Source organism: Vibrio sp. ABG19, from assembly GCF_029962385.1.
GTDB lineage: Bacteria > Pseudomonadota > Gammaproteobacteria > Enterobacterales > Vibrionaceae > Vibrio > Vibrio ostreae.
This window is the reverse complement of the sequence record NZ_CP071708.1, coordinates 447,128-462,157: the sequence shown is the minus strand read 5'-3', so window position 1 is coordinate 462,157 and position 15,030 is coordinate 447,128. Positions and strand designations below refer to the sequence as shown.

General features: G+C 49.8%; 10 protein-coding genes and 17 tRNA genes. 5 read left to right on the top strand and 22 right to left on the bottom strand.

The window, feature by feature from the left end; genetic code table 11:
- The first annotated feature begins 2 nt into the window (after window positions 1–2).
- The 4 genes from flgK to J0X00_RS08270 all read left to right on the top strand — a co-directional run bounded on the left by flgK (window position 3) and on the right by J0X00_RS08270 (window position 6,492).
- Window positions 3–1,937 carry a flagellar hook-associated protein FlgK gene (gene flgK, locus J0X00_RS08285; protein ID WP_282477888.1) on the top strand — a complete coding sequence of 645 codons (1,935 nt, stop codon included), beginning with the start codon at window positions 3–5 and terminating at the stop codon, window positions 1,935–1,937.
- Window positions 1,938–1,950: 13 nt separating this feature from the next.
- Window positions 1,951–3,144, top strand: coding sequence for a flagellar hook-associated protein FlgL (gene flgL / locus J0X00_RS08280; RefSeq protein WP_218562788.1), 1,194 nt, complete (start codon window positions 1,951–1,953; stop codon window positions 3,142–3,144).
- Window positions 3,145–3,692: 548 nt separating this feature from the next.
- Window positions 3,693–4,832, top strand: coding sequence for a flagellin (locus tag J0X00_RS08275; RefSeq protein WP_136482370.1), 1,140 nt, complete (start codon window positions 3,693–3,695; stop codon window positions 4,830–4,832).
- Window positions 4,833–5,358: 526 nt separating this feature from the next.
- Window positions 5,359–6,492, top strand: coding sequence for a flagellin (locus tag J0X00_RS08270; protein ID WP_282477887.1), 1,134 nt, complete (start codon window positions 5,359–5,361; stop codon window positions 6,490–6,492).
- Between the two features lie 244 nt (window positions 6,493–6,736).
- On the opposite strand, the gene J0X00_RS08265 is transcribed toward J0X00_RS08270, so the two are convergent.
- From J0X00_RS08265 to lolB, 22 genes are all read right to left on the bottom strand, one after another.
- Window positions 6,737–6,821, bottom strand: a tRNA-Leu gene (locus J0X00_RS08265).
- A 49-nt stretch (window positions 6,822–6,870) separates the two neighbouring features.
- A tRNA-Gln gene (locus tag J0X00_RS08260) sits at window positions 6,871–6,945 on the bottom strand.
- A 15-nt stretch (window positions 6,946–6,960) separates the two neighbouring features.
- Window positions 6,961–7,047 (bottom strand) — tRNA-Leu (locus tag J0X00_RS08255).
- Between the two features lie 124 nt (window positions 7,048–7,171).
- Window positions 7,172–7,256 (bottom strand) — tRNA-Leu (locus J0X00_RS08250).
- A 54-nt stretch (window positions 7,257–7,310) separates the two neighbouring features.
- Window positions 7,311–7,387: transfer RNA gene (locus tag J0X00_RS08245), tRNA-Met, on the bottom strand.
- A gap of 36 nt (window positions 7,388–7,423) precedes the next feature.
- Window positions 7,424–7,508: transfer RNA gene (locus J0X00_RS08240), tRNA-Leu, on the bottom strand.
- A gap of 49 nt (window positions 7,509–7,557) precedes the next feature.
- A tRNA-Gln gene (locus J0X00_RS08235) sits at window positions 7,558–7,632 on the bottom strand.
- Window positions 7,633–7,647: 15 nt separating this feature from the next.
- Window positions 7,648–7,734, bottom strand: a tRNA-Leu gene (locus J0X00_RS08230).
- 42 nt (window positions 7,735–7,776) lie between these two features.
- Window positions 7,777–7,851: transfer RNA gene (locus J0X00_RS08225), tRNA-Gln, on the bottom strand.
- Between the two features lie 31 nt (window positions 7,852–7,882).
- Window positions 7,883–7,967 (bottom strand) — tRNA-Leu (locus J0X00_RS08220).
- Between the two features lie 26 nt (window positions 7,968–7,993).
- Window positions 7,994–8,078, bottom strand: a tRNA-Leu gene (locus J0X00_RS08215).
- Window positions 8,079–8,124: 46 nt separating this feature from the next.
- Window positions 8,125–8,201, bottom strand: a tRNA-Met gene (locus tag J0X00_RS08210).
- 82 nt (window positions 8,202–8,283) lie between these two features.
- A tRNA-Gln gene (locus J0X00_RS08205) sits at window positions 8,284–8,358 on the bottom strand.
- A gap of 15 nt (window positions 8,359–8,373) precedes the next feature.
- A tRNA-Leu gene (locus J0X00_RS08200) sits at window positions 8,374–8,460 on the bottom strand.
- Between the two features lie 43 nt (window positions 8,461–8,503).
- Window positions 8,504–8,578 (bottom strand) — tRNA-Gln (locus J0X00_RS08195).
- A 30-nt stretch (window positions 8,579–8,608) separates the two neighbouring features.
- Window positions 8,609–8,693: transfer RNA gene (locus J0X00_RS08190), tRNA-Leu, on the bottom strand.
- Window positions 8,694–8,746: 53 nt separating this feature from the next.
- Window positions 8,747–8,823, bottom strand: a tRNA-Met gene (locus J0X00_RS08185).
- Between the two features lie 329 nt (window positions 8,824–9,152).
- Window positions 9,153–10,244 (bottom strand): redox-regulated ATPase YchF, encoded by a 1,092-nt coding sequence (gene ychF, locus J0X00_RS08180; RefSeq protein ID WP_136482374.1) that lies wholly within the window; start codon window positions 10,242–10,244, stop codon window positions 9,153–9,155.
- An 11-nt stretch (window positions 10,245–10,255) separates the two neighbouring features.
- Window positions 10,256–10,846: an aminoacyl-tRNA hydrolase gene (gene pth, locus J0X00_RS08175; protein WP_136482377.1), complete on the bottom strand. Its 591-nt coding sequence runs from the start codon at window positions 10,844–10,846 to the stop codon at window positions 10,256–10,258.
- Between the two features lie 259 nt (window positions 10,847–11,105).
- Window positions 11,106–12,050 (bottom strand): ribose-phosphate pyrophosphokinase, encoded by a 945-nt coding sequence (locus J0X00_RS08170; RefSeq protein ID WP_136482379.1) that lies wholly within the window; start codon window positions 12,048–12,050, stop codon window positions 11,106–11,108.
- Window positions 12,051–12,079: 29 nt separating this feature from the next.
- Window positions 12,080–12,982 carry a 4-(cytidine 5'-diphospho)-2-C-methyl-D-erythritol kinase gene (ispE, locus tag J0X00_RS08165; protein ID WP_282477886.1) on the bottom strand — a complete coding sequence of 301 codons (903 nt, stop codon included), beginning with the start codon at window positions 12,980–12,982 and terminating at the stop codon, window positions 12,080–12,082.
- Window positions 12,964–13,578 (bottom strand): lipoprotein insertase outer membrane protein LolB, encoded by a 615-nt coding sequence (gene lolB, locus J0X00_RS08160; protein ID WP_136482383.1) that lies wholly within the window; start codon window positions 13,576–13,578, stop codon window positions 12,964–12,966. Before lolB ends, ispE begins: the two co-directional genes overlap by 19 nt.
- A 174-nt stretch (window positions 13,579–13,752) precedes the next feature.
- Between lolB and hemA the strand changes: the two genes are divergently transcribed.
- Window positions 13,753–15,012 carry a glutamyl-tRNA reductase gene (gene hemA, locus J0X00_RS08155; RefSeq protein WP_136482385.1) on the top strand — a complete coding sequence of 420 codons (1,260 nt, stop codon included), beginning with the start codon at window positions 13,753–13,755 and terminating at the stop codon, window positions 15,010–15,012.
- Window positions 15,013–15,030 lie beyond the last annotated feature (18 nt).

Genomic DNA, 15,030 nt, shown 5'->3' with positions numbered 1-15,030 from the left:
TTATGGCGTCTGATCTGCTGAATTTGGGTGCGCAAAGCGTACTGACAGCTCAGAGACAACTTAACACCACTGGTCATAACATTTCTAATGTTAATACAGAGGGTTACAGCCGTCAGTCTGTCATCCAAGGCACCAATACACCGCGCCAGCTTGGCGGTGAAACCTATGGTATGGGCGTGCACGTGGAAAATGTTCGCCGCTCATGGGATCAGTTTGCCGTCAAAGAGCTTAACCTTGCCACCACCGACTACTCCTTTAAACGCGACAGCGAAGAAAATCTCGATATGCTTTCCAAGCTGCTGTCGTCAGTCGCATCGAAAAAAATCCCGGAAAACCTCAATGAATGGTTTGATTCAGTCAAAAGCCTGGCAGATTCTCCCAATGATGTCGGCGCACGTAAAGTGGTGCTGGAAAAAGCGGATTTAATTACTCAGAACATGAATGACTTCCATGAGACCGTGCGGCGTCAGTTTGATGTGACGAACAAAGGGCTGGATGTCGGCATTAAACGCATTAACCAGCTTGGTCTGGAAATCCGCGATCTGCAGCGTCTGATGATGCGTACTCCGGGGCCGCACAATGACCTGATGGATCAGCACGAGAAGCTGGTTAAAGAGTTGTCTGAGTACACAAAGGTCACCGTGACGCCGCGTAAGAACGCTGAAGGGTTTAACGTTCATATCGGTAACGGTCACACGCTGGTTTCCGGTACCGAGGCCAGTCAGCTGAAGATGATTGACGGTTATCCGGATGTGAAACAGCATCGCCTGGCCATGGTGGAAGGCAACGGTATCAAGCCGATTACCGCACGCGATATCGGCGGTAAGATCGGCGCACTGATGGATATGCGTGACAAGCATATACCTGGCTTGCTGGATGAACTGGGTCGCATGGCAACTTCATTCAGTTATGAAGTCAATAAATTACAGCATCAGGGCCTGGATCTGCGCGGCGATGTCGGCAGCGATATCTTTATTGATGTGAACTCGGACGAAATAGCCAAGGCTCGCGTTGTCACTGGCAGCGATTCCCAGGCGGACATGGCGGTGTATATTCAGGACATCAGCCAGTTGCAAGGTGGCGAGTACTCACTGAGCTATAACGGGGACGATTACATCATTACCCGCCCGAACGGTGAACAGAGCACTGTGGTGCCTGTACGCGACCATATCGATCTGGATGGTTTCCGTATCCAGATAAATAACGAGCCGCGCGCCGGCGAACGGGTGATTATCCGCCCTACCCGTGACGGGGCGGCCAATCTGCGCATGGCCACCGATGATGCGTCAAAAATTGCCGCTCAGAGCTATGAAGCCTCGACCGCTTTTGCGCAGGGGACCGCCAAATTCAATATTGAGCAGGCGGGGGACGTGCGTGAATTTGAAGCTTATGTGATTCAGCCGCGCGATGGGGACGGCAATCCAAGCGGCGGCCTGCAACTGCGGGTGCAGGATAAAGCCGGCAATATCCTGGTCAGTGAGCCTTACCAATTTGACGACAATCAGGAGCAACTGACCATTACTATTCCGGAACAGGAGAATGACGGGCGCGAGACCATCTTCACCCTGAGTCGTGGTGCCCTGCGTGATGATAAGTTTACCGCCAACCTGGTTCCGTCCGATGGTGACAACGGTAACCTGCGCAAAATGATTGATATTCAAAGCGATAAAACCGTGGATGACAACAACTCGACCATTATCGATGTCTACCACAATCTGAATACCGAATTTGGCCTCAAAATGTCGACCGCATCGCGTCTGACCGATGTGGCACGCTTAGAAAAAGAGTCTGCAGAATCACGGGTAGCTTCCGTCTCCGGGGTTAACCTGGATGAAGAAGCGGCCAATATGATGAAGTTTCAGCAGGCTTATATGGCATCGTCGCGCATTATGCAGGCGGCCAACGATACCTTTAACACTATTCTGGCACTGAGATAGGGGGAGCAACTGAATGTTTAATCGTATTTCCAGCTTCCACAATTATCAGTCGGTGCAAAATGATTTGCGTCGTCAGGAATCGAAAGTTCATCACAACCAGGCTCAGCTGGCTTCCGGTAAGAAGTTGTTGTCGGCGGCGGATAATCCGCTGGCGACTCACTATATCCAGAATGTGTCACAGCAGGAAGAGCAGCTGCGCCAGTACATTGATGCCATTACTCTGGTCCGTAACCGGCTTGAGCATCAGGAAGTGATTGTCTCCAACACTGAAGATTTTGCCGATAAGGCGAAACGCAACGTGATGGAAATGATCAACGGCTCACTTTCTCCTGAAGACCGGGCTGCTAAAGCCCGTGAGCTGGAGGAAATTTCGAACAACATGCTCAGCCTGGCCAATGTGCAGGACGAATCGGGTAACTATATTTTTGCCGGCACCAAGCCGACCACTCAGCCGTTCTTTCGCGATAATGCCGGCAATGTGTCGTACGCCGGAGATGATTACCAGCGCAAGATGAAGATCTCTAACAGCCTGGAAGTACCGTTTAATACTCCGGGCAGCAAGATGTTCATGGAGATTGAAAACCCGTTTGGCGATTACGCACCGGATTATCAGTTGCAGGAAGGATCAGAATTGTTGCTTGAGAGAGCGACCAACAGTGATCCGGATGACGATGGTCAATACACGCTGACCTTTGTCGATATGCAAAACGGTCAGTTCGGTTATCAACTCGAGCGCAATGGCTCTGTGGTGGCGGCAGATGATTTTGACCCGAAAACCGGTATTGAATATGAAGGGCTGACCATACACGTCAAAGGACAGCTGACTGCCGGCGACAGCATGTCGCTGACGCCACGCGATAGCTACAGTATTTTCGACACCTTCAGAGATGCCATTGAGCTTTCTAAAGGGTCAGTGTCTGATGCTTCAACCACAGCCAAGTTGCAGCAGATGACCGAAGAATTTCATACCGCTTTTATTCATCTTAACAAACAGCGGACTGATATTGGTGCCCACCTGAGCACTCTGGATATTCAGGAAGAGCAGCATGAAGATTTCAAAATCAGCCTGGCGAAGTCGAAAAGCCAGTTTGAGGATCTCGACTACGCGGACGCGGTGATCGAGTTTAATGAGAATTCCCGTGCGCTGCAGGCCTCTCAGCAAGCTTTTGGTAAAACCAAAGATTTGACCCTGTTTAATTATATTTGATCACGCCTGGCGCTGATTAGCACGATAGGTGGTGGTTGTTCTTTATCTGCTCGCAACTGCATCGTACTTCCCTGCCATATGAGCTATGCCATATGTGCGAAGTGAGATGACAGCAGCGAAATGAAAAAGGCACGCAGGCGAAGTCGGAGGGCCGCGCTACGTTAACGCTTTACCTGATGGGCATTTTTTTGCCGCGTTGGCAGGGCAGGGGTTGCCGCCTCGGGTGGTGAATAAATAAACGGCAATGATTATGGCAATGGTTGTTTGCCGCTCAGGGTAATGGTTAACAGCTGATAGGCCTTTAAAGCACAAGGTGTTAATTAACTCATTGAAAAACAGGTAAATAATTTTTTAATTACTTACAGGTTTTAAAGTTGGCACACAATTTGGATTGTTATTAGTAACCTTAAATTATTACCACAGTTTATAAATACGGTTCTAAAACGCGCAGTGATGCGTGTTTGGCAAGTTATTCACGGTCAGTGCTTCCAAAAGAGTCCAGCTGACCGCTTCGCATAAAGCTTGCGAACTCGATAGGAGAGCAAACTATGACCATTAACGTCAATACCAACGTGTCGGCGATGACCGCACAACGTTATCTGAATAAGTCGTCTAACGAGCTGAACACCTCGATGGAGCGTTTGTCGTCAGGTAATCGTATCAACAGTGCGAAAGATGATGCGGCCGGCCTGCAGATCTCAAACCGTCTGACAGCTCAGTCTCGCGGTCTGGATGTGGCAATGCGTAACGCCAACGATGGCATCTCAATTGCGCAGACAGCGGAAGGGGCGATGAATGAGTCTACCTCGATTCTGCAACGTATGCGTGACTTGTCACTGCAATCGGCGAACGGCACCAACTCAGACTCTGAACGTGGCGCGATTAACGAAGAAGTAAAAGCTCTGCAGGACGAATTGAACCGTATTGCTGAAACCACTTCTTTCGGTGGCCGTAAGCTGCTGAACGGCTCATTTGGTGAAGCTTCGTTCCAGATCGGTGCTAGCTCAGGTGAAGCGGTGATCATGGGCCTGACCAGCATTCGTGCTGATGACCATCGTATGGGCGGTGTGTCGTACCTTGCTGAACAAGGTAAGAGTCAGGACTGGGGTGTACCAGCGAATGCCAACACGATGCAGTTAGAGTACACCGGAGAAGACGGTGAGCCTGTGACGATTAATATCAATGCCAAAGCTGGTGATGATATTGAAGAAGTGGCGACGTACCTCAACGGCCAGACTGACATGTTTAAAGCCTCGGTTGATGATGAGGGACGTCTGCAAGTTTTTGTTGCGGAACCTAATCTGGCCTCTGGTTTGAGCATCTCTGGTGGCCTGGCCAATGAACTGGGTCTGAGTACCGATAACGGTGTTTACACCACAGTGCAGGACATTGATGTGACCTCGGTCGGTGGTTCACAAAACGCAGTCGGTATCCTGGATGCAGCACTGAAATATGTTGACGCACAGCGTGCAGATCTGGGGGCGAAGCAAAACCGTTTGAGCCACAGTATCAGCAACCTGGCTAACATCCAGGAAAACGTGGAAGCTTCGAAGAGCCGGATTAAAGATACCGACTTTGCGAAAGAGACCACGCAAATGACCAAAGCACAAATTCTGCAACAGGCAGGGACTTCGATTCTTGCCCAAGCAAAACAGTTGCCTAACTCTGCAATTTCACTATTGCAGTAAGATAGGGAGCCTTTATTTCCGGCTCAGACGTGAGCTTACGATGAAGGTCCCCTGGCAAAGTATGATAACCGGAGATTGGCAAGCTCTCTCACCTAAACCTGCTTGTTAAGCAAACGTTGTCATACACAATCTGGTAGCCAAAATGTGTTCATTTCTCTGATCTCCACATTGGCGTTGGCTTCCAACCCAGCCCCGGTTCTCTCAAAGGAAAGGGGCTTTTCTTTTGCCTGCTATTTACTCACGTCTGATTGACACCCCATTTACTTGCCCTGATGTGCACTTTGTTGCGCCGTCCGTTTTTGATTAATCTTTAGCCTTTTCTGTCCGGGGTTGTTTACTTTTGCGTCTTATCTCGCACTTCTTGCATCCATTGTTCGTTTTTTAACTTATTCGCTGCGTTTGTCTAAAGCTAAATTTAGCCGGGTCGCTATTAGAGATAACTTTGAGAGAACACTTTGGATTTCCGAGACGTCGGAAACCGTTCGTTAAGTTCCGCTACGTCTGAAAATTAACAGGAGATAATCTTATGGCGGTTAATGTAAATACTAATGTGTCAGCAATGACAGCTCAGCGTTATCTGAACAGTGCGACCAACGCCCAACAGGCTTCTATGGAACGTTTGTCGTCAGGTTACCGAATCAACAGCGCAAAAGATGATGCGGCCGGCCTGCAAATATCTAACCGCCTTAATGTCCAGAGCCGTGGCCTGGATGTAGCGGTGCGCAATGCCAATGACGGCATCTCGATGGCGCAGACCGCGGAAGGTGCAATGAATGAAACCACCAACATTCTGCAACGTATGCGTGATTTGTCCCTGCAATCGGCCAACGGCTCTAACTCTAAATCAGAGCGTCAGGCTATTCAGGAAGAAGTGACGGCGTTGAATGATGAACTGAACCGGATTGCGGAAACCACTTCATTTGGTGGTAACAAGCTGCTCAATGGTACCTTTGAAACCAAAGCGTTTCAGATCGGTGCTGACAGCGGTGAAGCCGTCATGCTGACCCTGAACAACATGCGCAGTGATAACCGCATGATGGGCGGCACCGGCTACCAGGCGTCACAAGGCAAAGGCAGTGACTGGGGCGTGGCAGCCGATGCGAATGATCTGACCATTACCCTCAATGACCGTTTTGGTGGTGAGCAGACCATCTCAATTAACGCCAAAGAAGGTGATGATATTGAAGAGCTGGCCACTTACATCAATGGTCAGACCGACATGGTCAAAGCCTCCGTGGATGAAGAGGGCAGGCTGCAACTGTTTGCTGACAATAACAAGGTCACCGGACCGGTGAGCTTTGGGGGGAGTCTGGCTAGTGAGTTGGGGATGCAGGATGGCCAGGCGCTGACTGTTGATACGATAGATGTTACCTCTGTAGGTGGCGCTCAGCAATCAGTGGCAGTGGTGGATGCCGCGTTGAAGTTTGTGGATAGTCACCGAGCTGAACTGGGTGCATTCCAGAACCGCTTTAACCATGCGATCAGTAACCTGGATAACATTAACGAGAATGTGAATGCGTCGAAGAGCCGTATCAAGGATACGGACTTTGCCAAAGAAACCACGGCACTGACCAAATCTCAGATCCTGGCCCAAGCTTCCGGCTCGGTGCTCGCTCAGGCAAGACAAGCGCCAAATACCGCGTTGGCGTTACTGGGATAAGTGCAGTGACTCAATAGTTGCTTCACAAACAGCTTCGTTGGCTTATGAACTGCGTATTGGCTTAGGATCGATTTAGTGAGTGGGTAGACTAAAGCTTGAGCGCGTAAACTAAATCGTGAATTTGAACATGAGACAGTGACTAACAGATCCCGCTTAGGTTGGATTTTTTAGTACCCAGACAGTAGGGAAATATAGGAACGACAGATAAAACAAAACCCAGCCGAGGCTGGGTTTTGTCAATCTATGGTGCGGAAGGAGAGACTTGAACTCTCACACCTTGCGGCGCCAGAACCTAAATCTGGTGCGTCTACCAATTTCGCCACTTCCGCAACTTGATTTGTGGACAACCCGACTTGGTATATCGAATCATCGTTGTAATGGCAGGTCTACCTGGATTCGAACCAGGGAATGGCGGCATCAAAAGCCGCTGCCTTACCGCTTGGCGATAGACCTACAAGATACTAAATTTGGTGCGGAGGGAGGGACTTGAACCCTCACGTCCTAACGGACACTAGCACCTGAAGCTAGCGCGTCTACCAATTCCGCCACCACCGCAAAATTTAGTATTACTCTGTTAAGCTATCTTGTGACAACCTGTTCCGTAATACTAACCGGAACTTAAGCTGTTGTCACGCAGCTTTTTGATAATATTGAAAAGTTTTTCATATTATCGTCAACATGGTGCGGAAGAAGAGACTTGAACTCTTACACCTTGCGGCGCCAGAACCTAAATCTGGTGCGTCTACCAATTTCGCCACTTCCGCATGTTTCCTAACTACTCTCGGTTCAGATGTTCTGATCTAAAAGCGTTTAGGAAATGGTGGCTACGACGGGATTCGAACCTGTGACCCCATCATTATGAGTGATGTGCTCTAACCAGCTGAGCTACGTAGCCACTCTGTTATTCTTATGTATTAATACTTAAGAATAATGGTGCGGAAGGAGAGACTTGAACTCTCACACCTTACGGCGCCAGAACCTAAATCTGGTGCGTCTACCAATTTCGCCACTTCCGCATCATGTTTTGTAGATAACCCGACTTGGTATATCGAATCATCGTTGTAATGGCAGGTCTACCTGGATTCGAACCAGGGAATGGCGGCATCAAAAGCCGCTGCCTTACCGCTTGGCGATAGACCTACAATCTACTGAATTTGGTGCGGAGGGAGGGACTTGAACCCTCACGTCCTAACGGACACTAGCACCTGAAGCTAGCGCGTCTACCAATTCCGCCACCACCGCAAATTCAGTATGTTGTCTGATAACCTCAGACAAGGTGTAAAATGGCAGGTCTACCTGGATTCGAACCAGGGAATGGCGGCATCAAAAGCCGCTGCCTTACCGCTTGGCGATAGACCTACAGCGGATAACGTGTCGTTATCGCAAATTATGGTGCGGAAGAAGAGACTTGAACTCTTACACCTTGCGGCGCCAGAACCTAAATCTGGTGCGTCTACCAATTTCGCCACTTCCGCAAAACAGTTTCAGAATATCGGGATGATGGTGCGGAAGGAGAGACTTGAACTCTCACACCTTGCGGCGCCAGAACCTAAATCTGGTGCGTCTACCAATTTCGCCACTTCCGCGTCCCGGTATTCTAAGTCAATCAGCAAAATGATTAACTTGAATAAGTGGTGGCTACGACGGGATTCGAACCTGTGACCCCATCATTATGAGTGATGTGCTCTAACCAGCTGAGCTACGTAGCCAACAATTTTGAGCGAGAAACTATAATACAATCTCGCATTCAGTTCCAATGGTTTTTAAATCGCATTGAAATCTAAAGAATTATGGCAGGTCTACCTGGATTCGAACCAGGGAATGGCGGCATCAAAAGCCGCTGCCTTACCGCTTGGCGATAGACCTACAATCTACTGAATTTGGTGCGGAGGGAGGGACTTGAACCCTCACGTCCTAACGGACACTAGCACCTGAAGCTAGCGCGTCTACCAATTCCGCCACCACCGCAAATTCAGTATTCTGCCTGATAACCTCAGGCAAGGTGTAAAAATGGCAGGTCTACCTGGATTCGAACCAGGGAATGGCGGCATCAAAAGCCGCTGCCTTACCGCTTGGCGATAGACCTGCAGGCGATAACTTACGTTATCTTAAATAATGGTGCGGAAGGAGAGACTTGAACTCTCACACCTTGCGGCGCCAGAACCTAAATCTGGTGCGTCTACCAATTTCGCCACTTCCGCATTATTTCCTAATTACTCTTACTTAATCAAGTTAAGCGAAAGCATTTAGGAAATGGTGGCTACGACGGGATTCGAACCTGTGACCCCATCATTATGAGTGATGTGCTCTAACCAGCTGAGCTACGTAGCCAACAATTTTTCATTTTCGTTGCTCGCTTCAAAGTTGCCTTATCGCTGAGAACGGAGCGCATTATGCGGATATGGCTCAGGAGCGTCAACAGTTTTTTTGAATAAATTCCCTGAAATTGACTGTTCGGGTTATTTTTAATCAAAGAGGCGTGTTTGTGATCAAAAAGCGCTAGTAAAACAACAGATTCATTACCTTTGACCTGAGCGAATTTCTCATATTTAACAGCCGTTAAAACAAAAAAGCCAACCGCTTGGTTGGCTTTTGTTCAACTGCCTGATTTTGCCTCAGGCGAGTTGAATGTTATTTAAACGGATAGGTCAACGCAGAGCTTAAACGTTGAAGCGGAAGTGGATAACATCGCCATCTTTTACGATGTAGTCTTTACCTTCCAGACGCCATTTACCGGCTTCTTTGGCGCCACTTTCACCGTTGAATTCGATGTAGGCATCGTAACCCACAACTTCAGCACGGATGAAGCCGCGTTCGAAGTCGGTGTGGATCTTACCGGCAGCTTGCGGAGCCGTTGCGCCGACAGGGATAGTCCAGGCACGTACTTCTTTAACGCCGGCGGTAAAGTAAGTGTGCAGGTTCAGCAAATCGTAACCAGAACGGATAACCCGGTTCAGGCCCGGCTCTTCGATCCCCAGATCGGCCAGGAATTCATCACGCTCTTCTTCTTCCAGCTCAGACAACTCAGATTCGATCGCGGCACAAACCGGAACCACCACGTTGTTTTCTTTGGCGGCGAATTCACGTACAGCATCCAGGTACGGGTTATCTTCAAAACCGTCTTCCGCCACGTTAGCGATGTACATGGTCGGCTTCAGAGTCAGGAAGTTGAGGTAACCAACGGCTGCCAGCTCTTCTTTTGACAGTGTCACCGTGCGGGCAGAACCACCTTCAGTCAGTACTGGCAGCAGTTTTTCCAGTACGGTCAGCTCGAATTTTGCGTCTTTGTCGCCGCCTTTGGCACGTTTGGCCTGGCGCTGGATGGCACGCTCACAGCTGTCCAGGTCAGCCAGAGCCAGTTCCAGGTTGATCACTTCGATATCTTCAATCGGAGAGACTTTACCCGCAACGTGAACGATGTTTTCGTTCTCGAAGCAGCGTACAACGTGACCGATTGCGTCAGTTTCACGGATGTTAGCCAGGAATTTGTTCCCCAGACCTTCACCTTTTGATGCACCTGCAACCAGGCCCGCGATGTCAACGAACTCCATCGTGGTTGGCAGAATACGCTCCGGGTTAACAATGTTTGCCAGTGCGTCTAGGCGCAAATCCGGTACCGGAACGACACCTGTGTTTGGTTCGATGGTACAAAACGGGAAGTTTGCCGCCTCGATACCTGCTTTTGTGAGTGCATTAAAAAGTGTTGATTTACCAACGTTTGGTAGACCAACGATGCCACATTTAAAACCCATGACTGTAAACCTTATTCAGCTTTGAACGTGTGTAAGCGGTTTTGCGCTTTCGTTAGGCCATCTTTGATTAAGATGTCGAGACAGCGAACGGATTCGTCCACCGCTGCATCCAGACACTCCTGCTCTTTAGCCGGAGCTTTACCCAACACATAGCCTGCTACTTTATCTTTATGCCCGGGATGGCCGATGCCAATCCGCAGGCGGTAAAATTCTTTGTTATTACCCAGTTTACTGATGGTGTCTTTCAGGCCATTGTGACCGCCATGACCACCACCTTGTTTAAACTTAGCAATGCCCGGAGGAAGATCGAGCTCATCGTGCGCGATCATGATCTCTTCCGGTTTTATCTGGTAAAACTTGGCCAGTGCGGCCACGGCTTTACCGGATAAGTTCATAAAGGTCGTTGGGATCAGCAGACGCAGATCTTCGCCGTTGACGACGATTCGACCGGTTAAACCAAAGAATTTTGGTTCATTTTTGAGTACCACATTATGAATGCGCGCGAGTTCTTCGACCACCCATGCACCCGCATTGTGGCGTGTCCTGGCGTATTCTGGTCCCGGATTGGCCAGACCGACCAGTAATTTAATTGGTTGACTCAAGGCTAGGATCCCTTCGGAAACAAAAAGCGCGGTATGATAGCACAGAAAAGCGCCGTGGGGCGATACTCTGCATTTTCGTGCGCGATGCGGGTAAATGACATGATGAGTATCAACCAGACCAGGGGTATCAGTGCGATAATAATGGGTTGCTCACGAAATAAGCCGCGCCAGGCGTAAATCTCACACCGTCAGCAAACAAAAAGCGCCTCATCCGAAGATGAAGCGCTCAATTTAGAAGAGATAATCTGAGCGAAGCTACTTAGTTGAACATCGCTGAGATAGATTCTTCGTTGCTGATACGACGAATCGCTTCAGCCAGCATGGTCGACAACGTCAGTTGAGTCACTTTACCGGTCGCAGCCATCTCTTTTGACAGAGTGATTGAGTCAGTGACGATCACTTGGTCAAGCACAGAGTTTTTGATGTTCTTAGCAGCATTGCCTGAGAACACCGCGTGAGTGGCGTAGGCAAATACACGTTTCGCACCGCGCTCTTTCAGCGCTTCTGCTGCTTTACACAGAGTGCCGCCGGTATCGATCATGTCATCAACGATAACACAGTCACGACCTTCAACGTCACCGATCAGGTTCATCACTTCAGATACGTTAGCGCGTGGACGACGTTTGTCGACGATCGCGATATCGATATCGCCCAGAGCTTTTGCAGTAGCACGTGCACGTACTACGCCGCCCAGGTCAGGAGAAACGACTACCGGATCTTCCAGGCCGCGCACTTTCATATCTTCCAGCAGTACCGGTGTACCGAAGATGTTATCTACTGGTACATCGAAGAAGCCTTGGATTTGCTCTGCATGCAGGTCGATGGTTAGCACGCGGTCAACGCCGACGTTAGAAAGGAAGTCTGCAACAACTTTTGCAGTAATTGGCACACGGGATGAACGCACGCGGCGATCTTGACGAGCATAACCAAAGTAAGGGATAACAGCAGTAATACGGCCTGCTGAAGCACGGCGCATTGCATCAATCATGACCACCAACTCCATCAGGTTATCGTTGGTTGGTGCACAGGTTGATTGAATGATGAATACGTCGCTACCACGAACATTTTCGTTGATTTGTACTGCGACTTCGCCGTCAGAGAAACGGGATACAGTTGCATCACCAAGGGAAATGTAGAGACGTTCAGCAATACGTTGGGCTAGTTCAGGTGTGGCGTTACCAGCAAATAGCTTCATATCAGGCACGGTGGAAACCTCAGGGTTGCGTCCAGTTTTTAAATAGGTTGGGTGTAGGCCAATTGGTAATCAGCCAGCGTCTCTTTCAGCGGTGAAACATTGCGCCCATAGGCAATAAACGCAGAGACGTTGTCAGGTAATTTGGCAAGGACAGCTTCCGCTTCTTTCTTGCTCAAAAACTCAGCAAAAACGCAAGATCCCGTCCCAGTCAATCTTGACGGCGCGTATTGTAGCAGCCAAGAAAGTTGCTTATCAACCTCTGGGTAAAGCATTCGGACAATTTTTTCGCAATCGTTTTCGTAACCAGTGTCAACCAGCGTTGCCAGATCACGCTTGGGGGTGTCGCGCGTCAGCTGCGGATGAGTGAAAATATCCTTGGTGGCTATGCTCACATTCGGGCGAACCACCAGGTACCATTTTTGCTCAGGTTCCACCGCGACTAACTGTTCACCCACGCCTTCGGCAAAGGCGGCAAAACCGCGTACAAACACTGGTACATCTGCGCCGAGCGCTAAACCAATCTCAGCCAGTTGCTCATCACCCAGGCCGGTTTGCCATAAAAAATTCAGTGCCACCAACACGGTGGCGGCATTCGACGATCCTCCGCCGATCCCGCCGCCCATCGGCAGAACTTTGTTGAGTTCTATCTCAGCACCTAACGAACAACCGGTTGCTTGCTGCAGGGCCGTAGCCGCTTTCCAGATCAGGTTATCTGTGGTGGCCACGCCCGGCAAAAGCGGCGAAAGGTCTATCTGACCACTGTTATTGGCTCGAATAGCCAGGGTGTCACCATGGTCGAGAAACTGGAAAAGAGTTTGCAGTTCGTGATAACCGTCCGCGCGGCGACCGGTGATGTACAAAAACAAATTCAGTTTAGCCGGTGACGGCCAATGGGTGGTTTGATCAACAATCGGGCCTTGGATCATGGGGTCAGAGTCCATTTAGATACCACCAGATTAATCGCGGTCTGGCGTTGGGTCAGTTTCAGTTTGTCCGGCAGAGGCAGGGCAGTGCTTTGCCACGGATATTCGCGGTAGCGGGCATAATCGACGTGCCAGCTGCGATTACCGGCGGTTTTGTCCAGGCTCTGCAGGGTGTTATTGCTGTTGAGCTGGTACTGATCGGCCTGAGACGGTAAGCCGAGGATCCAGTCCTGGAGCAGGTTGATCGGAATATCAAGTCCGGTCAGTTGCCAGATCAGTTGCTCTGCATTATCGGCAGTGTAGACCTGATCATCATAGGTTTCGACCCGTGCCCCCTGGGCAGAAATGGTCAGGTTGAGAATCGTCTGGCCAAGAAAGTTGGTCAGGCGCAGCTGACTGCTGTCGGCCTTTTTCTGCCATTGGAAATTAAATGATTCGCGTTGTTCCGGAGAGATATAGCCCATTTTTCCGGACAGACGGAATTGCGAAATATTAGCCAATCTGGCCTGGTGTGACTGCCATTGCACTTCACTTACCGGTTCAGGGGCCATGCTACAGCCAGCCAGAATCAGTAAAAGGGCAAAGATCAGGTAAATACGTGGCTTAAAAGTCATGATTTGCTCGTTATTTATCCAGTCTGTGTAAGGGAAGCGCTTCACTATACCATTGAAATCACGCTGTCGGGAAAACAAATCCCGGTGACTCTTTTAATATGACCCTTTCAATAAACGGGCCCATCAAGTAAAATTCGGCGCCTAGTCCATTTCATATCAGAGAACCCTCGATAGATGTCCTTGCTTGCTATTGGTATCAATCACAATACGGCTTCGGTTGAATTGCGAGAAAAAGTTGCTTTTGGTCCAGACAAATTGTCTGAGGCTCTGGGGCAACTGTCGGACAGCGCCTATGTGCATGGCAGTGTTATTCTGTCGACCTGTAACCGCACCGAAATCTATTGCGATGTGAAATCGTCGAGCAAGAATAAACTGATCGAGTGGCTGTCTCAGTTTCATCAGGTTAACCCTGAAGATCTCAAACCCAGCCTTTATGTACATGAAGAGCAGGCCGCGATTCGTCACCTGATGCGGGTGTCGTGTGGTCTCGACTCTCTGGTGCTGGGTGAGCCGCAAATTCTCGGGCAGGTGAAGCAGGCTTATGCCGACTCGCGTGAAGAGCGGGCGGTAGACCCGTCACTGGAAAAGTTATTCCAAAAGGCGTTTTCTGTTGCCAAACGTGTACGTACTGAAACCGAAATCGGCGGCAGTGCCGTTTCGGTTGCGTATGCGGCGTGTACGCTGGCAAAACATATTTTTGAATCACTTTCTGATGCGACCGTCATGCTGGTCGGTGCCGGTGAAACCATTGAGCTGGTGGCCAAGCATCTCGCCAGTCACAACTGTAAACGCATTATTGTTGCGAACCGAACTCGCGAACGGGCCATGACTCTGGCTGAGCAGTTTGACGGTGAGGTTATCGCCCTGAATGAAATCCCTGAGCATCTCGCCGCGGCGGACATCGTCATCAGTTCGACCGCCAGCCCGCTGCCTATTATTGGCAAAGGGATGGTGGAGACTGCGCTGAAAGCGCGCCGTTATCAGCCGATGTTGCTGGTCGATATTGCGGTCCCGCGCGATATTGAGGCTCAGGTCGGCGATCTCAATGACGCCTATCTCTACTCAGTGGATGATTTGCAGTCTATCGTCGATAGTAATATAGAGCAGCGCAAGGTTGAGGCGATTCAGGCCGAGGCGATCGTCAGTGAAGAGAGCGCGGCCTTTATGTCGTGGATGCGCTCGTTGCAGGCGGTCGACAGTATTCGTGATTACCGGAAAGCGGCGAATGAAATTCGTGAGGATCTGCTGAGTAAAAGCCTGCAGGCCTTGGCGGCTGGTGGCGATCCGGAGAAGCTGCTGACTGAATTGAGCAACAAACTGACCAATAAACTGATCCACACCCCAACGCGTGCAATGCAGGCTGCGGCCGAGCAGGGCGAACCGGGTAAACTGGCGGTAATCAGAGAAAGTCTGGGTCTTGATGACCCGCAATAATTTATCACTCCTTATTCA